The sequence below is a fragment of the Streptomyces coacervatus genome (genome assembly GCF_029223485.1).
GTDB classification, from domain to species: domain Bacteria; phylum Actinomycetota; class Actinomycetes; order Streptomycetales; family Streptomycetaceae; genus Streptomyces; species Streptomyces coacervatus.
This window is the reverse complement of sequence record NZ_JARHTP010000024.1, coordinates 86,829-112,088: the sequence shown is the minus strand read 5'-3', so window position 1 is coordinate 112,088 and position 25,260 is coordinate 86,829. Positions and strand designations below refer to the sequence as shown.

Genomic DNA, 25,260 nt, shown 5'->3' with positions numbered 1-25,260 from the left:
CCCCCATGCCCGCACCACGCCCCGACGACACCGAACGCGCCGCCTCCATCACTCACCTCCTCGCCCTCGAGGCCGCCGGTACCCTCACCCCCGAAGACCTCAGCACCGTCGCCGAAGCCCACGGCCGCAGCACCAAGAGCGTGCAACGCTGGATGCAGCGCGCCCGCGACAACGATGGCCGCTACCAGCGCAAACAGCGTGAGGCCACCGAAGTGACCCCGCGTATGGAAGAGGAGCTGATCCGCTGGTGCGGCAACATCGCCACCGCCCACCGCACCCTTGAAGACGACGGTGCCATGCCGCTGAGCTACTCCGCCTTCCACCGAGCCGTCACCCGCGCCTACCCGCCCAGCTTCCTCGCCGGTCTGCGCGACGGCGAAAAGGCCCGCCGCCGCTACGACCTGCACGGCTCGAACCGCGACCGCGGCCGCCGCAACGACGCCTGGGAAGCCGACCACAAGGAAGCCGACGTCTGGGTCAACGTCGACGGCACCGCCCGCAAACCCTGGCTGACCCTCTTCGTCAACTGCTCTAACTCCGGCATCTGCGGCTGGGCCGTCACCCCCCACACCCCCAGCAGCCAGGCCATCATCGTCGCCATCCACCATGCCCTGCAGCGCGGCGGCCACTACGGGCCCTTCGGCGGCATCCCCAAACTCGTCCGTGTCGACCGCGGCGCCGACTTCCTCAGCAAAGCCGTTGCCCAGACCATGGGAGCCCTCGCCGTACGCCGCGTGGAACTACCGCCCCGCCGCCCCGACCTCAAGCCCTACGTCGAGTCCCTCAACAAAGCCTTCAAGGACATGCTCTTTCGCGGCATGCCCGGCTACACCCACTGCCCCACCCCCGACCCTGCAGCCAAACCCAAACCCCCGCCCCTCGAAGGCCTCCTGACCTTCGAGCAATTCACCACCGAGATCCGCAAATTCGTCCACCGCTGGAACCACGAACACCGCATCCGCAGCCTCGGCAACCGCACCCCCCTGCAGGCATGGAAAGACGACCGCACCGTCATCCACGACCTGCCACCCGGCGCCCTCCACCGCTCCCTGCCCCTGGTCCGCCGCACCTTCACCATCACCGACACCGGCCTCGACTGGAACCGCCGCGACTACCTCGAAACCTGGATGCGCGACCACATCGGCACCCATGTCCGCCTGCGCCACCTGCCCGGCCACTACAACACCGTCGAGGTCTACAACGCCGACACCGACCAGTACATCGGCACCGCCCGCTGGACCAACGCCGCCGCCCCCCATCTGATCAAACGCGTCAAAGAGGACAACGCCGCCGACGCCGCCCGCCTCAAAGAAGCCCTGGAAAGACGTCCCCGCATCGTCAAAGACCGCTACGCCGCCACCACCACACCGGCCCCGCCCCAACCCCTCAACACCCTCACCACCGAACAAGCCCGCCAGCACCTGCACGACACCCGCGACACCGAACCGTTCACCCCGCACGCCGCAACCGACGAAAGCCTCCCCGCACCCACCGGCTCCTGGACCGACACCGGCCGCCGGCAACCCCCACCGGACACCGACGACAACCTGCCCGCCCCCACCGCCTCCTGGCTCCCCCACCAAACCACCGCTCCCGGCCCCGAAGCACCGGAACAAAAGGACCGCTTGTGAACGCCAGCAGCAACGGCCACTACCTCGACCTGCCCAACGCCCGCCTCGTACCCACCCGCACCGTGCTGCGCACGCAGAAACAACTCCAGTCCGCCATCAAGCTCCAGGCCATGCTCTGCATCCACGGCGGCGTCGGCCTGGGCAAAACCCTCACCGTCCGCACCTGCCTGCGCGATCTTGCCCCCGACACCACCCTGTTCTTCCAGTTCCACCGCCACTGCCCGCTCACCGACATCAAGAAAGCCGTCGCCGCTGCTCTGGACATCCCGGACAGCACCCGCACTCTGAACACACGCATCGACGAAGCTCTCGCCGAACGGCCCTACGTCCTCGTCTTCGACGAGACACAAGGACTCACCACCGACGCACTCGAATGGGTGCGCACGCTGTGGGACACCATCCCCAACCGCCCCACCGTAATCTTCGTCGGCGCCGAAGAAACCCGCCGACACCTCCGACGCCGACCCGCCCTCGCCTCACGCATCACCCAATGGCCGCGCTTCACCCCCCTGCGCCCCGCCGAAGTCGTCGAGCACATGCCCCACTATCACCCGGTGTGGAGCAAGGCCAGCGACGAAGACCTGCTGTGGCTCGACGACGCTGCCTGCCGCGGCAACTTCCGCGACTGGGCCAAACTCACCAGCGCCATCCAAGAACTCCTCATGGAACAGGGCCAACCCCTCGACTCCTTCACCCGCGCCGTCGCACGCGAAGCCCTGGACACCTTCGACCCGTCCGACCTCCACTTCCCACCCGATGACGACCAGTGAGACGGACCGCTCCCCAGACATCGCTCACGTGCCCGTGCCGGGGGCAGAGGCAGCGTCCCGCCGCGGCAGCCCACCCGCGTACACCGGATCTCATGGCACAGAGCGCCGGCGAACACGCCAAGAACGGCAGCGGCTTGGGCAGGAAGCTGCACCGGCGTCGACACGGGCCCGCCCGCGCAGCGCAGCCGGTTGCATCAGCGCGTGGCATGTCACCCAGCGCCGGGCCCGCCGCCCCAGCGCCACGGCCGCCGCGAGGCTCCCCAGAAAATCCGCCAGCGCGCTGCCCAAAACGCTCACGGCACAACCACCGCCGACGAGGCAGCACCATTGCCAGCGGCAGGCAGACGGCGCGCGCCCAGCCGTTTCAGCTTGCGACGCACCCGCTGCGAGCGCACCCTCCGCCGGGGCTTCCGCCATACCCAGTTACGGCCCGACCTCATCCAGGCTGTCTTGCCGGCACCGAACTTATTCTCACCCGCCAGCCGACAACAACCCGAAGTGGTCAGTAACTCTTCGGCTTTGAGGCCCTTTCCTTGGCTCCCTGAGCTTCCAGCGATGCGAGCAAGAGGCACAGCAACGACACAAGAAAGAAGGTCATCGGGATCATCCCAAGTGATGAATCCACCTGGTCATGCAGCTTGTTGAACAGCCCCGCCGTAGCGGCGGCAAGGAGGAACCAGACGCCTGCCCACGCCAAGAGCAACCGAGCCGCACGCTGGCCCCGTTGGATTGCGGCACTCGTCGCCTCTCGTTCTCGCGCGTGAGCTTCTTCGACCTGCCGCTCCGCCTCCAGCCGGCGCTCCAGCTCCGCGAACACCCTCGCTCGCTGGGCTGCATGAGCTGGGGTATCTGACTCACCGGACAGGTACACAGCGCCGATCATGGCGGCCTGAAATGCAGATCCATGGACTTCGCCACTGATCTCATTGCGGATATCCCGCGGGTCTCCCATGCACCAGAAAGTACGGCAGCCGGTCATCCGCTGCTATCAAGTGCACTCCATAGAGCGGGTGTTGTGAGCAACACCCCATGGGCGCCCCCCCCGCACAGCTGCACGCCATCAACCAAGTGCAGCCGAAAGGGCGGGAACCATACCCCTTCAGCCTGACGTCCCGTGGACCCCGCCGCAGTTCGCCACGGAGTACCGCGACATGCGGTCGATGACGCCTGGTACTCCGGCGACCGGCACCGGCTCGCCGCCCTCTATGCCCGTAATCTGTGGCGCCTGGACGGGCGGCGCCGACTATGGAGCCGTTGGGCGCGGCCCTGCTGTTCTCCGAACCGCGCACGCTCACCGTGCCCACGACCGGGGTGCAAGAGCGCCTCGACTACTTTGCCGCGGCCGACGGCATCGCCAACATCACGGCCGCGCCCCATGACCTCATCCCTGACCGAAAGATGTCCCGAAGCTGAGCGATCCCACATTGCCAGCCTGAACCACCGGGCCGTACTGCACGCCCCCGCTGATCGTGTTGTGGACATCCACGACCTGTTGATCATTCCGATCCGGTGCCAACTCCTCGAGCACCGCTCGCAGCTCGGTAGCAGCGGCCGGATTGGCCAGCAAGGTACGCCGCAATCGCGTACGCCACTCCGCCTCGACGTCCAAGGCGGTCTGCTCGTCGCCGGACTCCATCGCCGCCGTCAGTTCTCCGCGCGAGGTCTCCAGCTCCCTCTGGATCGCGCCTTCCTCACCGTTGTCACGACGCGAGAAGAACGAGACAATGCGGTCACGAGCGTGTGCCCAGGAGTCCGCCGCCATCTGCTGAACGAATGTCGTAGCGCCTGCGGCAGCGAGTGCCCTCAACTCTGCTTCCACCGAACCTCCTGTACAGCAACTGAGGCAGCCACCGTACCCCCCTGAAACTCGACGACCACAGTCCCGACGCCTTGCGATACGTCGTGCACATGAGTGGCGTGTCTGCGGCAACGCCAGCTATACGGGGGGTGCTTCACGCACCTTCCGCATCTCGCGCCTCAAGTTATCCAACCGGTCTGGCAACCGCTCTCTGATGCGCTCGTGGCTCCGCAGCCATCGGTGCATAACGACACCCGACTTGCCGAACACCAACTGCGTCGAGTACCACACCGCAAGAGAGGCCCCGTATACAGAGCCAGCAGCATCGGCGACATCGTCGGGACCGACCAGTAGCACCCTCGCGTTGAGCTCGTTCAGATCGTCAATCGGCGCCCTCAGTTGCTTCACGTCTCTTTCAAGAGTGAAGACGAGATCCGGCGTTGCCAGACGCTGCTCGACCATGTTCGCGGTCCTGGCCGCTTCGTGCTGCAGCCGTTTCGCCAGCTGAACCGCCGAGTCCAAGAACTCTTCGTACACCGCAAGTCGGTCAGCTCGTAGCGCCAGAGCATGTTGGACGCGCGCCTGTGCTGCTGCGTCCAACACCACATCTCCGTGGATCGCACCCGCCTGTACGACATGCCCCCTGATGGTGCCACTCAACTCATTGCGTAGGGACGGCTGTTCACTCATGCGTCGGAAGATACGCCGGCACTGTTCAGACGCACTACGGAGACGTGGGTGAGCTAGTCATCGTGCATGGCCATGCCAGCACCCCAGAGGAACACAATGATCGCAACGACCCCCATGAGGACTCCAGCAGTGGCCCACTCCCGGGTATACAAGCCGAGCGCAACGAAGCCGGATACGCCCAGAAGTAGCACCAGAAGACCACACCCTTTGATCGCTTTCCTGTCCTCCTCTCTCCGCTGCTGCCTGGCTCGCCCGTCCGCCTTACGCCTCTTGCGCTTGGTCTTGGCTCGGTCCCTCTTCCTCCGCTTCGCCCCGGCGACGGCTTCCCCCTGCTGCGAAGGCTCGGTCTTCGGTGGATGCGGCATCGACGACGGACCGTGAATATGCACGTCCCCGTACACGTTGCCGAACTGTCCTGTCGTGCCGTAGACGGTGCCGCTGATGTCGTTGTTGACGTTCGGCTGCTCGGAGTCGTCCCATGATGCCCCCACGAACAAGAAGCTACGGCAAACACCGTCACCAGACTGAGAGTTACTGAGCACTTCGGGCTGTGTCGGCTGGCGGGTGAGAATGAGTTGGGTGCCGGGAACACGTCCGTTCGCCGAGTGCCGGCACGTCCCGCTCGCACCACGGCCGACAGATCAATTCTCTGGACACCAAGGTCAGTCCCAGACCGAGCCAGGCCGTGATCCGAACGGGACACTGTCATTCTCACAGTCCCAGATCAGGACGATGGGGACTTTGAGCTGGATGTGGGCGTGCACGACCAGGTCGCGGCAGTTACGCCGGGAGAAGCTGTCGCGTCCCGTGCCCATGTGCTTGCGGTGAGCGCGGCCGGTAGATCAGCCGGGACGGCGCAGCCACCCCGCCGTCGGCTTTGCGTCATTCCCGGTACACCCGGCGGTCAATGCATGCCGGACATCGCTGCAAGAGGTCGGGACCGGAACCGTTCGAACGGCTGACCTGCAGCGAGGTTGCGCTGCCCGTTTTGCATGCACAGATCTCCCTGTGCGGCCTAATTCATATGCAGTCACGAACTGGCTCTCCATAGGCGCCCTTACGCTGGTTTCCGTCAAATGTGGCTTTCGGGGTTGTGGGCGCGATGATCTCTTCGCACGCTGATGACGCAGTTGTCGTCACATCCGCGAGCACGTGCAGGGGGACGCGTTGGACGCCGAGTTTGATGTCATGGCCGTGGCAAGTCAGGGTGTGACCGCACTGGTGACGGAGATGGTCCGCGGAGGATGGGATGCGATCCGGGGCGCGTTCGCCCGCTTCCTGCACCGCGACGGACAAGCAGCCGACCGGCAGCTGGCCCTGTTCGACGAAGCGGCACAGACCCTGGCCCGCGGGGCGGACAATCCCGACAGCGAGGAGAGGCGACGCCTGGAGAGCCGCCTGGTCCTTCAACTGGCGGCCTATCTCGACCGCTTCCCCGACATGGCGGACGAACTGCGCGCTCTGCTGCCCGACGACACACCGGAGCCAAGCACACAGGGCCCGCTGCTGAGCGCGCAGCACAACACCCACAGCCAGGTCGTGCAAGCACTCGGCAACCTGGACGCCGGCAGCGGCGGCATCAACTACGGCACCCCGCCGCGCCCGACGGAGGCCTGACCGGGCCGTGACGTCTCCCACCGCACACTCCGCCAGCCTCCCGCCCGCCCAGCCCCTGATCAGTGCCAGCGGCAACTCGTACTCCACCGTCTACCAGGCGGCGGGCGACATCAACCTGCACCAGCGCCCGACACTGTCGACATTCCCGGTGACGGACGGCGAGATCAAAGCCGTACGCCGCGCCTGGGTCAAAATCACGCCCGCCAACACCCCGCTGACGACCGCCGATGACGTCCTGAAGCTGCTGCGCCAAGACGAGCCGATCGTTGTCATCAGCGGCCCACCCGGCACCGGAAAGACCGCCGCCGCCCTGCGGGCCCTGACCGACTTCGCCCTCCTGCGCTCCGCAGCGGACTCAGCGCGAGGACGGCTCCAACTCAGGCATGTCCTGCCCGACTGGGACGCCCCCGAGGCCGACCTGTTGCCCCACGAACCAGGCCACGGCTACATCTTCGACGTGGCGGGAGACACCTGGAGCGACCCGCCCGCAGCCGCCCGGCAGATCCTCGGACACGCCGACACGCTGCGGCGGCGGGGCTCGTGCCTCATCGTCATCACCGGTGCAGCCGGCTGGCCGAGCGGACACGACCCGCAGATGCGCCGCATCGCCGTCACCGCCGAAGCCCCCCGCGGGGACCTGGTACTGGAACGCCACCTCAACGTCCTCTACCCGGACCCGGACAAGAGCGGCTGGCTCGCCAGCCATGACGGCCAGCACAGCGGCGGACTGACGGACCTGCTGCGGCCCGACATGCCGCCGGGGGAGGCCGCGGGCCGCGCCGTCGCACTCAGCCGCATCGACGCCACCCGACCCGACGCCCTGAGCAAGGCGCGGGAGGCGATGACGGGATGGCAGCACCTGGTCGCGACCACCTTCACCGACACCGAGGGCAGCGCCGACGACCGGGCCCTGCTGCTCGCGGCCATCGTCCTGGACGGGCACAGCCCAACCGATGTCCTCAAGGCCGCCCGAATGCTCCTTCGGCAAGACGAGGACCGCGCCATCACCGACATCCTCACCGCGCCTGCCCTCGCCACCCGCCTGGAGAGGGTGCAAGCCAAAGTCGAGGCCCAGCGCGTCAGCTTCGACCACCTGCCCGGCTACCCGGATGCCGTGCTGCGCTACGTGTGGCGCCAGCTCAGCGACGCCCAGCAGCCGCTGCTGGAGTGGATCCAGCAGCTCACCATGCCCAAGGGCCCAGCCGCACCCCGTATCGACGCCCTCGCCGGGCTTCTGGTCGACCTCGCTGTCGCCGAGCACGACCTCAAACCCCTCGACATCACCCAGCCCTGGGCCCGGGCTGGCTCACCAGGTCAACGGGCCGCCGCCACCATGCTCGCCACCGCCGCCCGACACCCCACCCTGGGCTCGGACGTCCGCGCCCGGCTGCGGACCTGGGCATCGAACCCCGCGGAGGGCACCGCCACGGTTGCAGCCGTCGCCTGCCAGGGCGAGTTCGCCTCCCTCTACCCACGCCAGGCCCTGACCTGCCTGCGCTGGGTCATGGACCGGCCGCGTCACGACCAGGCCGTCACCGAAGCAGCCCAGGCCCTGCGCGCCATGGCCTGCAACCTCCGCCTCCTGCCGAAGGTCTGGGGCGCGGTCACCGCCTGGACAAACGGCCCCGCACAAGGCGAGCGAGGCTACCGGGCCGGACGCAGGGCCTTCATCGCCCTGCTCACCCCCCAGGCCGACCCATCGCCAGCCCCCCTCCTGCTCGCCAACGCGCTGACCGATCCCGCAACCGCCGACGACCTCGCCGCCGGCTGGTGCGCCGTCCTGGAAGAACCCGCCTTCGACGAGCCCGCCGAAGCACTCCTGACCGACTGGGCCCAGGCCGTTGCCGACGCTTCCCTCGACCGGCAAGCCGTCATCGGCATCCTCGACCGTGTCATCGACCAGCACCTCATGACCGGCCCCATGGCAGCCTTCCTCATGGGCCGCGAAGGCCACGCCCACACCCCCGCCGCCGTAATCGACCTACGCAAACACCTCATGATCAGCTACCGGCGCGCCGGCACCACCCCGGCACCGGAGCCCCCCAAGCCGCACGAGGCCGATCCACCCGAAACCCCGACCGCGCCGCAACCGGCGCCGGCGGCGTCGACTCCTCGCCAGCCGGACTCCCTCGTCACGCACCCCCACGCACTCGCCGACGCCGCCCCCTCGCTCAACGGAGCCGGACGGGAGAGCGCATGACCCACACCACCCGGCGAGCCCGACGCCGCGCGCTGCGACGAGGCGTCACCGACTTTCCCGCCCTCCTGCGCAGTTCCCGCCCCGGCATATACTTCACCGCCCTCATCACCGCCACGCTCCTCACCGAACCCGACGGCGCCCACGACCCCGACCTCACGGCCAACCACATCCGAAAGGCCCTGCGCTCCGCCGCAGCCGAGGCCCTGCGCGAGCAGGACCCCACCGACCTCCCCGCCGCCCGCGACGCCTGCAACCGACACCTGAGCATCCCCCGCACCACCGCCGCCGGCATCAAGGTGACGGCCGCCGCCCATCTCACCCTGGCCCCGGACGACCAGGCCGCAGTGAACGAACTCCTCACCGCGGCCCGCACCCAGGGCATCAACGACACCCTGGAAAGCCAGCGCACCCAGGCACTCGCCGAGCGGCTCGCCCACCCCGCAGCCCTCCTGGCCTGGCTGCTTTCCAGCTCCACCACCGACCTGGCCGTCCTGCCGGACGACAACACCCTGTCCGACATCGCCCAGCGCCTCGCCCGCTACCCCCGCTCCGAAGAAGAGCCCTTCGAAATCCAAGTCCTCGCCGTTGTACGGGACTTCTTCGACCAGTTCCCCCGCCACGAGCAAAAGCGCATGCTCCTGCAGCTCCTCGCCGACGCCATGCGCGGCGCCCGCCAGCCCGCACACGCGGACAAGATCGAAGAACTCCTCGAGAACACGCCGACCCCCGCCAGCGCCATCCCCGGCCCATGACCTCCACCACCCTGCTGCGCTGCCTGCTGTCCCCCCTCACCAGCTGGCACGCTCTGAGGCTGATGCGCCGCGCCCGCCGCGAGCACACCGCGGCCCCCACCTTCGATGCCGCCTGGCGCCGCGCCCGGGTACAACGCCACCCCGACGAAGCACCCCACCGGCTGTACGGGCACCGCGCGCCTGACCCTCACACCCGCACCACCCACACCGAGGACCAGACACGTCCCGACCGGCTGTGACCCCCGCAGGCGCCACGGACCTGACGGCTGACGTGGCTATGCCACCTCAATCCAGCGCCTGCTCCAGCAGCACGGTCAGGGGGAGCCTGGCCGCGACCATTCCGAGCCGCGACAGCAAGGCGATGCGCGAACGGAATGTCCAACGGCTGTGCCCACTGCGTGAGCTGCAGGGCGACTTCTTCGTCCACGCAGAAGCGGAACTCCGCGTCGCCTTGGGCGGGGCGGAGGGGCTGGACAAGCTGCTGGTCGCCGCCTGCCCGGTACTGGAATGGCAGGCCGTCATCAGCGCGGCGCCGCCATGATGATCATCTGAGGCTGCCGAGGAGGGAACTCCGTCCGCTGCAGACCCGAGAATCTTCACTCTCTGGGATGTTGAGGCCCCGCCACGCCACTGCCCGCCTGCGTCACTACGCCCGCGGCAACCACCGTACCGACCTGGTCCCCTTCGACCTCTGCATTGGTCGGCCGTTACCCCCGGCCTGCCGCTTGACCAGGAGGTTTCCATCCCAGGGCACCCTTCGCGCCAGCCTGCCCGGCTCGCATTTCAGCGCAGGGCGGTAAGGTCCTCGCGCATGACCGATGAGACTGCCCCCCTTCGCCGCAAGCCCCCGCGCCCCAAGCCGCTGGCAGAGGAGGTACGGCGCGTCCTCGCCAGCGTCGGCCTGCCCGGATCGGACACCGCCGAGCGTGACCGTGCCCACGGCGTCGTCGTCACTGACGCGGAGGACGGCGCGGTGTTCGTAGAGTGGTTCACCTCCCGCACTCTGCGTGAGACGGCAGCCACCGAACAGCGCGAGGCCATCATCCAGGGCCCAGCGGCCCTCCTCCACCGTGACGGCCGCAGCCACATGCACCACGCGATCGCCGCGGTCCTGCGTGCGCACGGCAGCATGAAGGCTGACCTACTCGCAGACCAAGGAGTGCTGGTCAAACGCCTGCCCGACATCCTGACGCGCGAGCCCGCCCCGCTGGACCTGCCGCCCACCGCGGATCACAACACAGGGCAGTCTGGGGGTGAGGTGCTGTCGGAGGCGCCCACGCCGATGCGGGGCTTCCTCATCGACGAGGATGACGAGGACGGAGATCGGTAGGCGCTCAATCCCGCCGGACTGCCCCGTCTTGTGGTTCCAGGACCTCGCCCGGGGCGATGGAGCAGCCGAAGGCAAGGGGCGGCCAGCCCGGTACTGCACGCACCCCCTTACAGAAGAGCCGCACCATCCGCTCTCCGTTGACATGTCAGTCAGCGGTCGCGGGCGCGCACCACGCCGTGAACGATCATGAGACGGTGGGCGGACCAGGCGCTGTGGCAGGTGTCGCACACGGTCTTGCGCCATCCGCCCAGGCGGTCGTTGCGGGTGCGGATGCGGCCCGGCGCGCCGCAGAACTCGCATGTGCGCACCGACTCCGTCCGGGCGGAGTCGATCAGAGAGTGCAGCGTGTCGGTGGTGCCTCCCGGATTCTCCACGTGCAGGCGCAGGCCGCCGAGCTTTTCCGTGAGATCGACGAGACGGTAGCCGGGCGCGATCGCATGGATCTGGTGGTGCAGATGATCCAGCAACTGTCGCCAGCCTGGTCCGACCGCGTGAGCGCGTTCGGGGATCTGCACGGTCTGTGGACTGGGCGCCGCACTGGGATTGGACACGCCGCCATCGTCGCGCCCACAGCGCTTGCCTGCACGTCGTCCATCCAGCACGAGGACGGCCTCTGTACCTCGTTGGAGGTGAGGACACGGGCAGCCGTCACCAGCGGGTGCGGTTTACGGCTCGCGTGAGGGGACGCGCGCCGCCAGTTCTGCCGCGAGGCGGCGGGCCTGGGCACCCCAAACGTGATCTGCGGCGCTGAAATGGTGCAGGACATCCAGCAGTTGGTGTGCCTCGGACAGCGTGAACAGCGCCAGGCGTGGCTCGGTCACCTCCGGCATGGTGTAGTCGGCATCGAGCAGATCATCGTCCATGCAGGGCCAACAGAGGGTGAATCCGTGCGGTTACGGGGCTGCCCATCCGAGGGTGTGACTGGCCCCGCGGCGCCGGGCTGAGAAGGTGCGCGACTTGTACTGACCGGCTTTCGGCGACGGTGGCGTGGAGCCGGGTGATGCCGCCGACTGGGGTCGGACACTCTGTGTGCTGAGACCGGAACCGTGCACGACGTGCGACGTGTCTGGAGGCAACTGCGCGTCGCGGCTCACCTCCGACGTGGCCTGACGTCCCTCAGCGGCCCGCCCGCCACGTCTCAGTCGCCATCTTGGCTTCCTCCTTCCTCGCATGTTGGCGCCCCAAGAGCGGCCGCAGACCCATCCCTTGAGTTATTTGATCTCGACCGGTCGGACCAGCCGTCGGGTCTTCGCAGGGGCGGAAAAGCGCGGGTGCCGTGTCATGCCCGTCCTGGCAGCGGGAACATGCGCAGACGACCGGCCACGTGCTGCGTCGCCCTCTTCCTCAACCGCTCAGAAAACCTTCGCGGTTGAACTTCGGTACGGCGAATGTGATACCGGCATGTGAATGTACGGGGCCAGCCTCGCTGGTCCTCTGAAAACGTGGACTGCGTCGCTCAATGCGACCAAGTCATCGCTGAACGTCCGGGCAGCCCATCCGAGCTGACGTTTTCCCGAGGGAAGGGCGGCCTTCCTGCGGCAGTTGAAACATGAGGTACAGACGGTCACCACGCGACAGAAGTGATCACGAATGGTCACGCCGAGGTGGTGATCCACTCCCTTTATCTGCCCAGGGTTTGACGGAGCGTGATGATCTGCCCGGCCTGGATGGCTACTCTGTGTTGATAGTTGGCCGACTGCACATGGGTGCGAGGGCCGCTTCTTCGTGTGATGCGCCAAGGCGCCTGTGAGTCAAGGAACCACAGTGGGATACGAGATCGATCTTCTCCCGGTGGGGGAGGAGTCCAAGGGCGGCGACGCCATCGCCCTCCGTTTCGGCAACCTCCGGGGAGTGCGCGCAGAGCAGACCGTCATGGTCATCGACGGTGGGTACACCGACTGCGGTGACGCCCTGGTCGAGCACATCAAGAAGTACTACGTCACCGACCGCATCGATATCGTGGTGTCCACACATACGGACCAGGACCACATCTGCGGCCTGAAGACGGTGCTGGAGAAGATGTGTGTCGGCCAGCTCCTCATGCATCTTCCCTGGGAGCACTCGGCAGAGATGGAGCGTGCCCGCACCTCCACGTTCTGGCGCGAGAAGCTGAACGATCCAGCGCGCCGAATGCTCGAGGCGGCGATGGAGCTGGAGGCCATCGCCCGGGAGCGAGATGTCGAGGTCGTCGAGCCGTTCGCCGGCATCGGCACCAAAGACGGCAGCTTCAGCGTGCTCGGCCCCTCCGAGACGTACTACGAACAGCTCCTGACGGAACTCGTCGGGCAGGCCGTCAAATCCGCGGCCCAGCTCGCCTGCGAGGCCGTCGTGCGCAAAATGCTGGAGGCGGCGAAGAAGCTGGTCCCGGAGACATGGCTCCACGAGACGCTGCGCGACGACGGCACGACCACTCCCACCAACAACGCCAGCGTGGTCTCCCTGTTCGAAGTCGACGGCAGGAAGCTGCTGCTGACGGGGGACGCCGGGATCCCCGCACTCACCTCCGTACTGGATGAACTTGAGGAGAGCGGATTCGCCCCCGGCGACCTTCGCTTCGCGCAGGTGCCACACCACGGCAGCCGCAACAACGTCGGTCCGACGGTACTCGACCGGCTGCTGGGCCCGGCAGTGGAGGATGTCACGCGCGGGATCGCGTGCGTCTCGGCGCCTAAGAAGAACCCCGACAACCGTCACCCCGCGAAGAAGGTGACCAACGCCTTCCTGCGGCGCGGCTACCCGGTCTACGCGACCCAGGGAGTATCGCTCCTGTACAGCCACGACTCCCCGGCCCGCTCTGGCAACAGTCCCGCGCAGCCCCTCCCCTTCCACCCGGCGGTGGAGGACGACGGAGGTGCGTGAGCATGCTCTTCCTCGATGACTACGAGCGACGCGCCCGGCTGGTCCCCGGCCTCCTTGCGATACTGCCCCTCATCGTCCTGTTCGCCGTGCTGGGACTGCGTCAGATACCTGCGGTCTCCTATGCCATCGGGACGCTCGCCCTGGCGGGGGCGGGCCCCGTATTGATCGCCGGCGCGGTGCGGAACTTCGGCAGGGCGGTAGAACAGCAACTGTGGGACAGCTGGGGCGGCCCGCCGACGATCGCATGGTTGAGACTCGACGCGCCCAGCGACGACGAGGCCCAACGGCAGCTGTGGCGCAGGGCAGTTGAAGCCGTCTCCGGGGTCGCTCTGCCCTCCTTGCGTGCCGAGCGACGGGACAAGGCCAAGGCCGACAACGCGATCAAGTTGGCCATCAAGCGTGTACGCGACCGCACCCGGGACAAGGAGAGGTTCGCTCTTCTGTTCAACGAGAACCGCAACTACGGCTACGAACGCAACATCTACGGCCTGCGCTGGCCAGCCCGAGGCATCGGCCTGCTGTCTGCACTCGCCCTGGCGAGCTACATGATGTGGCTCGCGCCAGTGATAGACCGACCGCAGATCTCGGCGGGAAACCTCTTCGGCCTGACAGCCTGCCTGCTCTGCCTCATCGGCTGGTTCCTCCTGCCGTCCTCGAAGCGGGTACAGGATGCCGCCAACCGGTACGCCCATGAACTCCTCCACGCCGCGGTGACGTTGCAGGACGAGGCCCAGGCCCCTGACCCCACAAGCACGGTGCCGTGACAGCGCGACGCGAAAGGAAACTCTCATGGAACGCACAACGGTCCGCTCGTCCAACGTCCGATCGGTCGGATACGCGGACGGAATCCTGGAGGTTGAGTTCCACAGCGGCGGCGTGTACCAGTATCGCCACGTTCCGGAGCACGTGTACATCGGGTTCATCAACGCATCCAGCAAAGGCACATACCTCGACCGCAGAGTGAAGGGAGTCTACGGCTACAGCAGAGTGCGCTAGGTCGTCCGGCACGACCGCTCCCGGGCACGGACAATGGCCCGCGGCGGGTAACCCTGGGCCTTGCGGACCAGGTGTGGCTCCTCATGTCGTTCGGCGGCTCCCGCGGCGTTTGCGGGTGACACCGCGGCGGATGAGCAGTTCCGTACCTGAAGGGGAAACTCGCTTCCACAGCCGCCTCATCCGCATTCTCGCCTGGCGGCCCGCAGCCTCAACTGCGGCTGCAGCAGCGCCTGCTGCTCGCAGCGCCCCGCGACCGTCGGTGAACCAGTGCGGCAGAGCCGCGAGGTTCGCGGCGCGGATGAAAGATGCAGTGATCAGTGAGCCCTTAGAGGTCCTAACAAAGGCGCTGGACGTGTCGGTGGGTGATGAGGCAGGTGGCGAGGCTGAGGAATGCTTCGTGAATGTCGTCGCGTCGTTCCCAGCGGATGCGCAGGCGGCGGAAGCCGTGCAGCCAGGCGATCGTTCTCTCGACGACGTACCGGAAGATGCCCAGGCCAGAGCCGTGTGGCTCGCTTCGCTCGGCGATGACCGGGCGGATGCCGCGCTGCCACAGCAGGCGCCGGTACTTGTCGTGGTCGTAGCCGCGGTCGGCCAGCAGGGCATCGGGTCTGCGCTGGGGCCGGCCGACAGTGCCTGCCACGGCCGGAATCCTGTCCACCAGAGGCAGCAACTGCGTGACATCGTTGCGGTTTCCGCCGGTCAGCGACACCGCGAGCGGGATGCCCTGGGCGTCGGTGATGACATGGTGCTTGCTGCCCGGCCGTCCGCGGTCGACCGGGCTGGGTCCGCTTTTGGGCCCCTCCGAGCAGCCCGCACGTGGGAAGAGTCGATCACCGCCCGCGACCAGTCCAGCTTCTTCGCCGCCCGCAGCTTCTTCAGCAGCACCAGATGCAGCTGCTCCCACACACCTGCCTCGTTCCACACGGCCAGCCGCCGCCAGCAGGTCATGCCCGAGCCGAAGCCCAGCTCCTGCGGCAGGTACTCCCACTGGATGCCGGTGTGCAGCACGAACAGGATCCCGCCCAACGCCTGCCGGTCCGGGATCCGCGGTCTGCCCTCGACCAGCTTCGGACCCGGCACGGGCAGCAACGGCTCGATCAGCGACCACAGTTCGTCCGAGACGATCCACGGCCGAGACTCCCTCTTCCCCACGACCAGACCAACGAGCAACCCAACCGACAGTCACATGATCAACAGCTTCTGTTAGGACCTCTTAAGCTGCCCTTCTGCAACGAGGTTCGCAGGAAGGTGTGGGGGAGAGCGTGGCAGCGACTGTGCAATTGTCGGCATGGACTGAGCGGCTGATCGGCATCGGGTTCGAGAGGCTTGCCCACGGCACGCCGACCGTGCTGAGCAGTTCCCCGTTCGCCGCCAGCGGGCTGGATTTCAGCGCACCGGGGAGCTGGCAGAGCGTGCGCGAGCCGTCATGGGAGCAACTGGCCGCGCGCGCCGCGGAGATGCTCGCCGAGGGACCGTTGCTCTTGGTGCCGACATGGGACCGAAGAGGCAACGCAGACCGGCGCCGCGCAGCCAGTCCCGACCTCTACGCCGAAGTCATGACCTCGTGCCGCCCACCGACATCCGACGCCGTGATGGCGGTGCTACTTCCGGCGCAGGCATGGGTCTCGGACCAACCGTGGGCGGCCGAGATGCGTACGAAGGTGGCTGAACACTGGGACACCCTCCTCTTGATCTACGAGGCAGGCGCGCTGACGCAGATAAGTCGGAACGTGGAATCGGCGGCCGTCTTCCTCCGGGCGCGAGCGCAGACCAAGCCGGTACTGAAGCTCTTCCAGGTGCCGCGCCCCCGCCTCGACGAGACGGCCGTCGTCAAGGACTTCGAGCGACTCCTGGCCCGCCAGGGCGGCCGAGGAGAACACGGCTACGTGCTGCGGGAGATACCCAGCCCCGAACAGGGCCTGCACTTCGACCGTTTCGACCCGCGCATCCTCCAACGCCGCGAGGACCTGGCCGGCTTCGGAGCCATCGATGCGCTCGGCGACCTCTTCACCTTCCATCTCGCCCCCCTCAACGAGTCGGCCCTCAAGAAGAGCAGCCAGCGGATGCCCTCGAAGGACCCCGCCGGGGTGCGCATGATCCGCCCGCAGGACATCGGCCGAGACGGCACGATCGCCCCGCCGTCAGAGGAAACCCTGTGGGCCGCCATCCCCACAGAGCAGCAACTCGCCGTAGGGGACCTGGTGATCCGCCGCATGATCGCCCCGGCCACAGTGCCTCCGCACGGCTTCTTCACTGCCGAGATCGGCGAAGATGACCTCCCCGCCGCCGCGTCCGAGCAAGTGGTGGTCCTGCGGCCCATCAAGCCGCTCTCCCGGCCGCAAGCACAGCTGATCACCATGTTTCTGCGTACCCCGCTCGCCCTGACGCTGGCCGGACCGAGGCTGGCCACCACCACGATGCAGGCGCTGTCCACGCTGCCCGTCCCGCAGCCTGATGCGGCGCTGACCAAGGCCCTCGACGAACTCACAGCCGCCAAGCAACAGTTCAAACGGTGGGAACAGCAAGCGGACTCGGTGATCGAGTCCGTCTTCCTGGAGAAGACCGCCACCCAGGCCCGCGCCCGCGTCATCGACTCCGGCCGCGCCCTGCGCCTGCGGGCCGAAGCAGCCTCACTCCTCGACGACCTCGGCCACAGCGTCCGCACCCGCTTCCCCTACCCCATCGCCTACCGCTGGCGTGAGACCGAAGCCCGCATCAGTGCCGGCGACGACCTGGCCGCCTACGCTGCGATCCTGGACACCGCCGAACAATTGCTGTGCTACGTCGCTCAGCTCATCCTTGCCCTCAGCCACGCCCAGAGCGTCACCCTCGGGGCGGTGACAGCGATCCGGGACAAGCTTGCCAGCGGGCGCAGCGGCCCTGGCTTCGGTGACTGGGTCAATGTGCTCAACGAGGCCGCGACCAGCAAGCAGTTGAACCACCTTCCCCCAGCCCACCCCCTGAACGACATCCGGACCTTGCTGGCCCACCCGGACGCCGAGAAGGCCCGCCAGGCCCTCAGTGAGCGCCGCAACGACCAGGCCCACCTACGGCGTGTCGACCCGATCGACCTGCCCCACGCCATCGGCGTCGCCTTCGCTGACGTGACCCACCTGGTCGAACGCGCCCGCTTCCTCGCTGACCTGCCCCTGCTAGAAATCACCGACGTCCGCTGGGATGCCTTCGCCCGCAGCGCCCGTGTTGAATACCGCGAACTGGCAGGAGACCACCCCGTCGTCCCCACCCGCACCATGACCTCACTCAGCAATGACCTCGAAAAAGGCAGCCTCTACCTCCGCGACACCGAGGGCGCGCTCCACTTGCTGCGCCCGTTCCTGATTGGCCGGGACTGCCCAACCTGCCGCACCTGGTCCACGTTCCATGCCGACCGCGTTCCCAAAGGCGCTGTGGTCTTCAAGAGCCTCGAACACGGCCACACATGCGACGACACATCTACCGACACCCGCAGCCTGCTGGGGCAGATCGGTTTGGTCTGAGACTTCTTTCCCTCGAAGGGGGGAAGGGAATCCTCCAGTCCAGGCAGCCAGCCCAGACGGCACCTGGCGCGGCCTAACGCCTTCAGTTGGTTCTCGAGGACCTGAGGATCAAGAACATGCCCGCCTCGGCGTCGGCGCGCTCGCCGAGCCGGGCCGCCAGGTCGCGCCGAAGCGCGGGCTGAACGGCCGTCTTCGTGCCGCACCCATTGCGGCCACTGTGGAAGGTGAGGGCGAAGGCGGCGCTCAGCGCGGTCCGTGTCCGGCACGCCCGGCATCCGTCGTCAACTCACCCGCACGGGCGGTAAATCACACTGGCCATCGCACGGCCGGCCGGGGAAGCGGTGCAGGCATCTCAACGGCGTTGGCCGTGGGGTGGCGACCCGAAATGACGGGTGGCTGCGGGCTCCTGTGTAACTCGCACCGGCATGCAGTAGGAACACACGGCCCAAGGTGCCTGCTCGGGGCATGACCTACCAGCGCGGGCTAGGGGGAGACTGGAACGAGGCCGGGCCCTGATGATCGTCGCCCAGCTGGCCGAACGGTAGGCCAGCCGTCACACCGGCCCCGGAAAGACGATCTGGGCCGAACGTCTTCTGCCTGCTCACCAGGAGTTTGACACTCTCTCACTTCCCGCGTTAACGTACATGCCAAATCAGATATTAGATCAGGGATGGAGGTGGGGAGGTGCTGTTGACGACTGGGCAGGCTGCGGAAGAGCTCGGATGCGCGATCACCACGTTCCGCCGCCTCGTCTCTGCCGGACTGCTGCCGGGCCTGTCCCGCCGCGGCGTACGCGTCATGGTCCCGCTCGAGGTCGTCCAGGCACTGCAAACACGGCGGCAGGCACCGCTCGACCGGCTGCCGGTCAGGGAATTCGCCGTCCTGCGGGTGGACACAGCCCGGCGGATCCAGGAGCCGGAGCGCTCCTGGCTCGGCTTCGCCGCCACACTCCCGCCCGAGGACCTGCTCAAGGCGCTGCGCGCCTGGTGGCGGTGCGACCCGGCGAGTGTCGCCGCCGGGGGCGTGCTGCCGGTGACGCTCGCGGGCTACGTGGTGGCCGTCCTGACCGGCCTGGAGCGATGGGAGAAGAACTCCGAGGGCCGTCATGCCTTTCCCGATGCCCGCCTGGCCGGCTACGTCACCGACCTGGCCGCCCCGCACACCCGACTCACCTCCGGCGTGGACGGCGACCAGCAGCTTGCCGAACAGCTGCTGGGCACCCGGCTTGCCTCCCACTCGGGCGGGGCCATTGCGTACGTCTCCCCTCACACCACTGCTGGCTGAACCCGGTCCGGACAAGGAACGCCCGATGGACGCACAGAGCTACAGCACAGCGCTTGCCGATCTGCGTACCATGCGGGACCAGATCAAAAAGACCCGGGCCACGCTGGCGAAGCAGGAAGCGGACCGCGACAAGCTGATCGTCCAGCTGGCCTCCTACCCGAAGGCGAAGGCAGAGCGGGTCGCCCAGGCGGCCGGACTGGGCATGGCCGATGTCGTCGCCCTCGCCCCGGCCCTGGCCCCCGACAGCCTCGCCCCGCACGACGCCCCGCAGCCGCCGACGGCCGAGCCGTCCACGGCCGAGGCCACCCCCGAAGCCGCACCACCGCCACAGCAGCAGGCAGCTGCCGCCCCCGCGATGACCACCGCCGCAGTGCGCCCCGCTCCGCCAGCGGTCCCCGCCGATCCCGCGGCCCTGCAGGCGCCCGGCACCACCCAGACGCCGAGGGAACTGCCCGCCATCCCCGCAGGTGCCAGCGGCGATGCCTGGCTCGCCCCTACCCCCGGGCTGGCGTCCACCCGGCCCAACTTCACCCAGCAGGCCCGCTCCACCGTCTTCCTGGACACCACCACCGGGATCCTGGTCCACCGCAACCAGACTCACCACCTCGACCTTGCCGACCGGTCGGCCGCGGACATCCTCACCGCCGTCTTCCACACCATCCCCGACGGCGTGGAACGCATCTACATCACCGCAGGCGACCCATGGCACCAGGGCGCCGACCGCCACCCCTACCTGCGCGACGCGGTCGCCGCCTGGCTGAACGCCCCCACCCCGGGCTGGCGCACCGACACCGGCCGCGGCCGCGACCGGATGGCCGGGCACTTCGTCCACGCCCGCAACCCTGTCGGCCGCTATCAGCGCGACAACAGCGATCACCATGTGGAGATCCGCTCGGTGGGGGAGTGGTTCGACGTCGATGGCGACGACCCGGCAACCGTCCGCGACGCGTTCGTGCTGCTGTGGCAGGCCCTGCGCCGCCACTGGCCCGATGCGGTCCTCATGGGCTCCCCGTCCCAGACCGGCCGCGACCTGTGGACGCGCACCATCCCCACCCGCGGCCAGCACGCCGAGGGCTTCCCCGTGCTGTCGGAGGACCTGCGCGGCCTGCTGCACGCCACCGCAGGACAGGGCCGCAACGAACTCATCACCCCGCCCCGCGTCCCCGAGCAACTGCCCCAACTCGTCGAGTACGACCGCACCTTCGCCTACGCCAAACACACCTGGAAGTCCCCGGTCGGCACCCCCCGCCGCATCACCGCCCACACCTTCGCCGCCTGGAGCGAGAAGGAACAGATGCGCGCCCTGTACGGGTGCGGGCACTGGCAGGTCCGGGTCACCGTGCCCGACGGCTGGAACCACGTCGGCCTGCTGCCCGCCCCCGCCCCCGGCGACCGCGCCTGGCACTACCCGGCCACCCCCGGCGCCACCTTCACCACCTGGGCCGGCGGCCCCGAAATCCACACCGCCCTGGCCAACCCCCTCCAGCCGTGGAAGATCGAGATCCTCGACGGCATCCTCTGGGAGGACGGCAAACCCCTCGACGACTGGGCCAAGAAACTCAAGGAGACCTGGACCAACCTTTCTGCCCAGGCACATTTCCAGGGCGACCCCCAGCAGGCCCGCGCCGCCCACCTCGCCTCCCGCGCCGTGCGCTCCATCCTCCTGTACGGCATCGGCTCCTTCGCCCAGCGCCCCCGCATGGTCACCGGCACCACCCCCCGCACCCTGGAGCGCGACGTCCCGCCGGACGCCGAAATCATCGGCTTCGACAACGAACTGATCACCTGGCAGAAGCCCACCGGCTTCAGCCGCGACCCCAACGCCCACCCCGAATGGGCCGCCGCCATCTGGTCCGGCGCCCGCGCCGCCCTGCTCACCCAGCGCCACCGCGACGACGACACCTACGCCGGAGCCCTGCACACCCCACCCGGCAGCGTCGTCGCCTTCCGCACCGACGCCCTCTACCTCACCCAGCCCCACACCTGGCCCTACCACCACCAGCCCGGCGACTACCTCCTGCGTGGACACCTCACCGGCCCGCTGGCGGCGCCCACCACTGAGGAAGAACTCCTCACGCTGCGCAACGCCGGACGCGCCTCCCTCACCACCGGCCAGGAGGCCTGATGCCGCCCCGCCCCCGGCGCCGCAGAACGCAGAGCGAGTTGAACGAGGCAGCCCAACTCGCCGATCGGCTCCAGCAGACCGGCTTCACCAAACGCGACATCGCCCGCATCATCGACCGCGACCCCTCGCTGGTCTCGCAGTTCTACACCAAGAACAAAGGTGCGGCCTTCGTCACCGCCCTGCGAGAAGTCCTCACCGCCGTCGAAGCCGCAGGCATCACCGACCTGCCTGAACTCGCCGCCATCGCCGCCCGCCACACCCACCGCCGCACCACCGCCTCCGGTGCCCGCGCCCGGGTCCGCACCAAAGCCCTCCTGATCACCCCCACCGGCTCCGGCACCGGCCGCGTCGGCGCCCAGGCCATCGCCTCCGGCTCCGCCCGCCTGCGCCCGCTGATCGCCGAAGCCGCCCGCCAGGGCCTACGCCTGGCCTTCACCGTCCGCCTGGCCAAGACCGCCTACGTGCACCCCTCCGGCAGCCGCACCGACTCACCCGGCATCCGCCGCGACGTCATCCAGCGCACCGACCACACCGAGGAACGCTCCTACGGCTCCGCCCAGACCGGCGGATTCGACGCCGCCGACATCGCCCGCCGCGTCAACGCCGCCAGCGGCGACGTCACCGCCGCCGTGCACCAATGGTTGGTGGAGACCGGACGCATCCACCCGGACGCTCACATCACCCACCTCGAAATCCGCACCTGGCGCCCGCGCTGACCATCCCGCCACAGCACATCAGCAACCCCTTGGCACACCGTCCTGCAGACGTACCGGCGTGGGACAGCGGTAAGTTGAACACCATGGTGCTGTCGTCGGGGGAACGCGTGAGGGCCGCGATCGCCGCGCTCATGAAGTTGGCGGGGGAGACACAGGCCGATCTCGCTGTGGCGCTGGGAGTCAGCCAGGCACAGGTCAGCCGTCGCCAGTCCGGCACCGCGCCATGGCCCCTGGACGACTGCGATCGCGTGGCGGCCCACTACGCCATCGACGTACTTGATCTCCTGGCTGGCCCCACCCGCGCGTGCGAAGGCCTGTCGCCAACCCGTCGACGCACCCCCCAGCGCCAGTAGCCGCACCAACGGTGATCACCAGCCTGAGCGCCCCCGCTGCACGGTCCCTTGGGACAACTCCCGCCGCATGCCTGCCGATGGATGGGCCGATCATCTGCGTGTGCCGTCGCACCGCTGTAGCCGTGGGCCCACAGGGGACGTGTGGCCTCACACCGCTCACAACTCGAAGGGGTTGCCGCCTTCGGGTATGTCGTCAGGCAGACGGCTGCGGGTTCTGCTCGTCGTCTGCGGCCGCTTCGGCTGAGTCGGGGGCGGTGTAGAAGACGGAGTTGCCCTGCTTGGTGCGCTGAGCCTGGTTCTTGGCCACGAGCCCTTCGAGCGTCGTGCGCACGACGGTTGTCTTGACGGCGCGTTCGGGATGCTGCTGGCCCAGGACGGTGGCGATTTCGGCAGCGGAGCGGGGTTCGCTCTGACTCGCCAGATGCTCGCGCACGAGGGTGACGAGTGTGGGCGCGGCCGCTGCGGTGCTCCTCTTGGCGGCCCGCTTCCGGGCCGCGGACTTCCTGACCTCCGTCTCCTCGGTCGCACGCGACGCGGGCGCGGCTACTTTGCGGGGAACCGGTACCGTCGCGCCGGGTTGCGCCGCTGGCGCCGCAGCCGTCGTCGGGACGCCGAGGACCTGTTGGATGTTCACCAGAACAGTGTGGTCGTGCCGCAGAGCGGCCAACTGCGTCTGGAGGGCTTCGATTTCACCGCTGAGGCGTTCTTGTTCCTTGAGGTTGCGTTCGAGGTCGCCGGCCACCTGTGCGCTGTACTGTGAGGTCAGCTCGGTGGGTTCGGCAGTGGTTTCGGACATGATGTCTCAACCCTTCCTGGCGCCACGGCCCGCGATCAGCGAGTGGGTGGCGTAGGCGAAATCTGACGCGTGGGCTTTTCCACCTGGCGCAGTGTGAGCAGTGGCAGTTACTGCCGCACAGTTGTGTCGTAGTGATAGCACGGAAGGCACCCGCGGTGTTCTCCGCCGCTTGACTGAGATTGCTGCAGGCAGGACCTGCTTGTGCACGGTGCGGGGCAGAACGTGGGCTGGTGACGCGAAGCGGGCGTGCGAGCCAGTTCACCACTGACTGATCAACCGGTTCTCGACCTGCACCAAAAAGCCGAGAAAAACTCTGTCTCGGCTTCACTAGGCCACACCTGGCGCGGTGGGGTGGGTGTGGACCCAGGACAGGCCACCGAGGTCGAGGTGCTGGCGGGCGCGGGTGACGGCGACGTAGGCGAGGCGGGCGTCGGTGTCACTGACGGGTTCTGGGATGGGCCGTCCTTGAGCGTCGTGCTGGTCGGTGTCCTTGGGCGGTGGGAAGTCGTTGCCGATCTGGACGGTGGGCCATTCGCGGCCCTTGGCGGTGTGGGCGGTGGAGACGGTGACATCGGCGTGGGTCTCGTCGGTGAGTTGGTCGACGGCGGCGAGGATGGAGTCGGGGCCGTGGGTGTCGACGAGGTCGACGAAGGGCTGGAGGTCGCGTCCGGCGGGGTCGTGGGTGGCGTAGTCCTGCAGTTCGCCCCAGGAGGGGAAGAGGACGAGTTCGGGGTGGGAGGTGCGGCGGCCGTCCTTGAGGTCGCGGGCCGCGAGGGCCAGCGCAGCGAGCTGCTGCCCGCCGCGGGTGAGGGCGACGCGGTGTCCGTCGGCGAGCAGGCGCATCACTTCGGCCATGGCGCCGATGTTGGTGCGGCACAGCACCGCGTCGGGACAGGCGAGGCCGCCGACTTCGGTGGGGATAGTGTCGGTGCCGGTCAGGCGGATGGGGGCGTCGGCGAGCGTGAGCCATCGGTTGGCTTCTTCGGCGATCAGGGGACCGAAGCGGAAGGAGCGGGTCAGGGTGAGGGGAGTGGCGTCGAAGCCGGTCATCACGTCCCGGGCGCCGCGCCAGCCGTAGATGGCCTGGGCGGAGTCGCCGACCATGACGAGCTGGGCATGGTGGCGCTGGGCGGCGAACACCTCTTCCAGGACCGGGTTGGTGTCCTGGGCCTCGTCGAGGAAGAGGAAGTCGGCTTCGATCCTCGGCTCGGTCAGGGCCCACATCTTCAGGTAGTGGTCGTGCTCGAAGCGGACCACACCGTGTTCGGGGTTGTGGAGGTCGGCCCAGGCTTTGAGGGCGAACGGCAGGACTTCGTGGGCGAGTTGGACGTGTTCGCCGGGCGTGTTCAGGCCGCGCAGGTGCGGTACGTGGTGGCGGGCCAGGGCGCGGTCGGCGGAGTAGCAGTAGCGGGTCACGGTGCGCAGCACGGTGTGGGAGAGCATCCGGGGGCTGATCTCGTGATCGCCGATGCACAGCGGGCGGGTGATGCCCAGCGCCTGGCCGGTCTTCCAGGCGGGCTGGCGGGGGCTGTTGAGCCGGCTTGTGTAGCGGTGGCCGACGGCGGCGTAGGCCATGGCATGGGCGGTCTTGCACACCACGGTGCGAGGGAAACGGGTGGCGGCATCGCGCGCGATGTCCTTGTTGAAGGCGAGGTAGCGGCCGCGGCGTCGGGTGCTGGCGGCGAGCAGGGTGAGCGTTTCGGTTTTTCCCGTCCCGGCGCCGGCCTGCAGGACGAGATGGTGGCCGGCGCGGAAGGCGTCCACGGCGTGGGCCTGTTCGTCGGTGGGGGTGTGCAACAAGGGCTCCGCGAAAGGTGAAGAGGATCAATGGGCGTGCCTGCCGCCA

At 68.2% G+C, this 25,260-nt stretch carries 25 protein-coding genes and 1 pseudogene; 16 read left to right on the top strand and 10 right to left on the bottom strand.

Going from position 1 to position 25,260, the window contains the following annotated elements:
* Positions 1 to 5: 5 nt before the first annotated feature.
* Positions 6 to 1,631 (top strand): TnsB C-terminal domain-containing protein, encoded by a 1,626-nt coding sequence (locus P2Q00_RS42845; protein ID WP_275780180.1) that lies wholly within the window; start codon positions 6 to 8, stop codon positions 1,629 to 1,631.
* On the top strand, positions 1,628 to 2,401 hold the full coding sequence (locus P2Q00_RS42840) for an AAA family ATPase (RefSeq protein ID WP_275780179.1): 774 nt from the start codon (positions 1,628 to 1,630) through the stop codon (positions 2,399 to 2,401). Before P2Q00_RS42845 ends, P2Q00_RS42840 begins: the two co-directional genes overlap by 4 nt.
* A 502-nt stretch (positions 2,402 to 2,903) precedes the next feature.
* Here P2Q00_RS42840 and P2Q00_RS42835 read toward each other — a convergent pair.
* From P2Q00_RS42835 to P2Q00_RS51210, 5 genes and pseudogenes are all read right to left on the bottom strand, one after another.
* Positions 2,904 to 3,353, bottom strand: coding sequence for a hypothetical protein (locus P2Q00_RS42835; protein ID WP_275780178.1), 450 nt, complete (start codon positions 3,351 to 3,353; stop codon positions 2,904 to 2,906).
* Between the two features lie 429 nt (positions 3,354 to 3,782).
* Positions 3,783 to 4,220 carry a hypothetical protein gene (locus P2Q00_RS42830; RefSeq protein WP_275780177.1) on the bottom strand — a complete coding sequence of 146 codons (438 nt, stop codon included), beginning with the start codon at positions 4,218 to 4,220 and terminating at the stop codon, positions 3,783 to 3,785.
* Between the two features lie 117 nt (positions 4,221 to 4,337).
* Positions 4,338 to 4,889 (bottom strand): hypothetical protein, encoded by a 552-nt coding sequence (locus tag P2Q00_RS42825; RefSeq protein WP_275780176.1) that lies wholly within the window; start codon positions 4,887 to 4,889, stop codon positions 4,338 to 4,340.
* A 53-nt stretch (positions 4,890 to 4,942) separates the two neighbouring features.
* Complete coding sequence (locus P2Q00_RS42820; protein WP_275780175.1) at positions 4,943 to 5,380, bottom strand: hypothetical protein; 438 nt, start codon at positions 5,378 to 5,380, stop codon at positions 4,943 to 4,945.
* Positions 5,381 to 5,605: 225 nt separating this feature from the next.
* Positions 5,606 to 5,741: pseudogene (locus P2Q00_RS51210) on the bottom strand (IS630 family transposase); the annotation flags it as partial.
* Between the two features lie 336 nt (positions 5,742 to 6,077).
* Between P2Q00_RS51210 and P2Q00_RS42815 the strand changes: the two are divergent.
* The 6 genes from P2Q00_RS42815 (at position 6,078) to P2Q00_RS42790 (ending at position 10,788) form a co-directional block, all read left to right on the top strand.
* Positions 6,078 to 6,506: a hypothetical protein gene (locus P2Q00_RS42815; RefSeq protein ID WP_275780174.1), complete on the top strand. Its 429-nt coding sequence runs from the start codon at positions 6,078 to 6,080 to the stop codon at positions 6,504 to 6,506.
* A 7-nt stretch (positions 6,507 to 6,513) separates the two neighbouring features.
* Positions 6,514 to 8,706, top strand: coding sequence for a hypothetical protein (locus P2Q00_RS42810; RefSeq protein WP_275780173.1), 2,193 nt, complete (start codon positions 6,514 to 6,516; stop codon positions 8,704 to 8,706).
* On the top strand, positions 8,703 to 9,458 hold the full coding sequence (locus tag P2Q00_RS42805; protein ID WP_275780172.1) for a hypothetical protein: 756 nt from the start codon (positions 8,703 to 8,705) through the stop codon (positions 9,456 to 9,458). Before P2Q00_RS42810 ends, P2Q00_RS42805 begins: the two co-directional genes overlap by 4 nt.
* Entirely contained in the window at positions 9,455 to 9,697 is a 243-nt protein-coding gene (locus P2Q00_RS42800) for a hypothetical protein (protein WP_275780171.1), read from the top strand. The genes P2Q00_RS42805 and P2Q00_RS42800 overlap by 4 nt, the downstream gene beginning before the upstream one ends.
* Positions 9,698 to 9,819: 122 nt before the next feature.
* On the top strand, positions 9,820 to 9,999 hold the full coding sequence (locus tag P2Q00_RS42795; RefSeq protein WP_275780170.1) for a hypothetical protein: 180 nt from the start codon (positions 9,820 to 9,822) through the stop codon (positions 9,997 to 9,999).
* 270 nt (positions 10,000 to 10,269) lie between these two features.
* Entirely contained in the window at positions 10,270 to 10,788 is a 519-nt protein-coding gene (locus P2Q00_RS42790; RefSeq protein ID WP_275780169.1) for a hypothetical protein, read from the top strand.
* A gap of 149 nt (positions 10,789 to 10,937) precedes the next feature.
* On the opposite strand, the gene P2Q00_RS42785 is transcribed toward P2Q00_RS42790, so the two are convergent.
* A complete protein-coding gene (locus tag P2Q00_RS42785) occupies positions 10,938 to 11,339 on the bottom strand; it encodes a hypothetical protein (protein WP_275780168.1) in 402 nt (133 codons plus the stop codon).
* 114 nt (positions 11,340 to 11,453) lie between these two features.
* Positions 11,454 to 11,651: a hypothetical protein gene (locus P2Q00_RS42780; RefSeq protein WP_275780167.1), complete on the bottom strand. Its 198-nt coding sequence runs from the start codon at positions 11,649 to 11,651 to the stop codon at positions 11,454 to 11,456.
* 901 nt (positions 11,652 to 12,552) lie between these two features.
* Between P2Q00_RS42780 and P2Q00_RS42775 the strand changes: the two genes are divergently transcribed.
* Genes P2Q00_RS42775 through P2Q00_RS42765 form a run of 3 tightly spaced genes read left to right on the top strand, consistent with a single transcriptional unit; the run spans position 12,553 to position 14,643 of the window.
* Positions 12,553 to 13,647, top strand: a complete 1,095-nt coding sequence (locus P2Q00_RS42775; RefSeq protein WP_275780166.1) for a ComEC/Rec2 family competence protein — start codon at positions 12,553 to 12,555, stop codon at positions 13,645 to 13,647.
* Positions 13,648 to 13,649: 2 nt separating this feature from the next.
* On the top strand, positions 13,650 to 14,411 hold the full coding sequence (locus P2Q00_RS42770; protein WP_275780165.1) for a hypothetical protein: 762 nt from the start codon (positions 13,650 to 13,652) through the stop codon (positions 14,409 to 14,411).
* A gap of 25 nt (positions 14,412 to 14,436) precedes the next feature.
* The gene (locus tag P2Q00_RS42765) at positions 14,437 to 14,643 is read left to right on the top strand and encodes a KTSC domain-containing protein (protein ID WP_275780163.1); all 207 of its coding nucleotides are present in this window, start codon (positions 14,437 to 14,439) and stop codon (positions 14,641 to 14,643) included.
* Positions 14,644 to 14,977: 334 nt separating this feature from the next.
* Here P2Q00_RS42765 and P2Q00_RS42760 read toward each other — a convergent pair.
* Positions 14,978 to 15,795 (bottom strand): IS5 family transposase gene (locus P2Q00_RS42760; RefSeq protein ID WP_425579549.1). Its coding sequence is split into 2 segments (ribosomal slippage): positions 14,978 to 15,444 and positions 15,444 to 15,795, totalling 819 coding nucleotides; the frame shifts between segments, so codons are not numbered across the junction.
* A 110-nt stretch (positions 15,796 to 15,905) separates the two neighbouring features.
* Here P2Q00_RS42760 and P2Q00_RS42755 point away from each other — a divergent pair.
* From P2Q00_RS42755 to P2Q00_RS42735, 5 genes are all read left to right on the top strand, one after another.
* Positions 15,906 to 18,140 carry a hypothetical protein gene (locus tag P2Q00_RS42755; protein ID WP_275780162.1) on the top strand — a complete coding sequence of 745 codons (2,235 nt, stop codon included), beginning with the start codon at positions 15,906 to 15,908 and terminating at the stop codon, positions 18,138 to 18,140.
* A gap of 684 nt (positions 18,141 to 18,824) precedes the next feature.
* Positions 18,825 to 19,424, top strand: coding sequence for a helix-turn-helix domain-containing protein (locus P2Q00_RS42750; RefSeq protein ID WP_275780161.1), 600 nt, complete (start codon positions 18,825 to 18,827; stop codon positions 19,422 to 19,424).
* Positions 19,425 to 19,449: 25 nt separating this feature from the next.
* Complete coding sequence (locus P2Q00_RS42745) at positions 19,450 to 21,549, top strand: hypothetical protein (RefSeq protein WP_275780160.1); 2,100 nt, start codon at positions 19,450 to 19,452, stop codon at positions 21,547 to 21,549.
* Positions 21,549 to 22,265 (top strand): helix-turn-helix domain containing protein, encoded by a 717-nt coding sequence (locus P2Q00_RS42740; RefSeq protein ID WP_275780159.1) that lies wholly within the window; start codon positions 21,549 to 21,551, stop codon positions 22,263 to 22,265. Before P2Q00_RS42745 ends, P2Q00_RS42740 begins: the two co-directional genes overlap by 1 nt.
* 83 nt (positions 22,266 to 22,348) lie before the next feature.
* Complete coding sequence (locus tag P2Q00_RS42735; RefSeq protein ID WP_275780158.1) at positions 22,349 to 22,618, top strand: helix-turn-helix domain-containing protein; 270 nt, start codon at positions 22,349 to 22,351, stop codon at positions 22,616 to 22,618.
* A gap of 193 nt (positions 22,619 to 22,811) precedes the next feature.
* On the opposite strand, the gene P2Q00_RS42730 is transcribed toward P2Q00_RS42735, so the two are convergent.
* A complete protein-coding gene (locus tag P2Q00_RS42730) occupies positions 22,812 to 23,414 on the bottom strand; it encodes a BlaI/MecI/CopY family transcriptional regulator (RefSeq protein ID WP_275780157.1) in 603 nt (200 codons plus the stop codon).
* 327 nt (positions 23,415 to 23,741) lie between these two features.
* Positions 23,742 to 25,211 (bottom strand): UvrD-helicase domain-containing protein, encoded by a 1,470-nt coding sequence (locus P2Q00_RS42725; RefSeq protein ID WP_275780156.1) that lies wholly within the window; start codon positions 25,209 to 25,211, stop codon positions 23,742 to 23,744.
* Positions 25,212 to 25,260: the final 49 nt, after the last annotated feature.

Bases quoted from the DNA above. Each gene is read 5' to 3' on its own strand.
- P2Q00_RS42845 (WP_275780180.1), top strand. From the start codon at position 6: ATGCCCGCACCACGCCCCGACGACACCGAACGCGCCGCCTCCATCACT.
- P2Q00_RS42835 (WP_275780178.1), bottom strand. From the start codon at position 3,353: ATGGGAGACCCGCGGGATATCCGCAATGAGATCAGTGGCGAAGTCCAT.
- P2Q00_RS42825 (WP_275780176.1), bottom strand. From the start codon at position 4,889: ATGAGTGAACAGCCGTCCCTACGCAATGAGTTGAGTGGCACCATCAGG.
- P2Q00_RS42815 (WP_275780174.1), top strand. From the start codon at position 6,078: ATGGCCGTGGCAAGTCAGGGTGTGACCGCACTGGTGACGGAGATGGTC.
- P2Q00_RS42805 (WP_275780172.1), top strand. From the start codon at position 8,703: ATGACCCACACCACCCGGCGAGCCCGACGCCGCGCGCTGCGACGAGGC.
- P2Q00_RS42800 (WP_275780171.1), top strand. From the start codon at position 9,455: ATGACCTCCACCACCCTGCTGCGCTGCCTGCTGTCCCCCCTCACCAGC.
- P2Q00_RS42795 (WP_275780170.1), top strand. From the start codon at position 9,820: ATGCGCGAACGGAATGTCCAACGGCTGTGCCCACTGCGTGAGCTGCAG.
- P2Q00_RS42790 (WP_275780169.1), top strand. From the start codon at position 10,270: ATGACCGATGAGACTGCCCCCCTTCGCCGCAAGCCCCCGCGCCCCAAG.
- P2Q00_RS42780 (WP_275780167.1), bottom strand. From the start codon at position 11,651: ATGGACGATGATCTGCTCGATGCCGACTACACCATGCCGGAGGTGACC.
- P2Q00_RS42770 (WP_275780165.1), top strand. From the start codon at position 13,650: ATGCTCTTCCTCGATGACTACGAGCGACGCGCCCGGCTGGTCCCCGGC.
- P2Q00_RS42765 (WP_275780163.1), top strand. From the start codon at position 14,437: ATGGAACGCACAACGGTCCGCTCGTCCAACGTCCGATCGGTCGGATAC.
- P2Q00_RS42745 (WP_275780160.1), top strand. From the start codon at position 19,450: ATGGACGCACAGAGCTACAGCACAGCGCTTGCCGATCTGCGTACCATG.
- P2Q00_RS42740 (WP_275780159.1), top strand. From the start codon at position 21,549: ATGCCGCCCCGCCCCCGGCGCCGCAGAACGCAGAGCGAGTTGAACGAG.
- P2Q00_RS42735 (WP_275780158.1), top strand. From the start codon at position 22,349: ATGGTGCTGTCGTCGGGGGAACGCGTGAGGGCCGCGATCGCCGCGCTC.
- P2Q00_RS42730 (WP_275780157.1), bottom strand. From the start codon at position 23,414: ATGTCCGAAACCACTGCCGAACCCACCGAGCTGACCTCACAGTACAGC.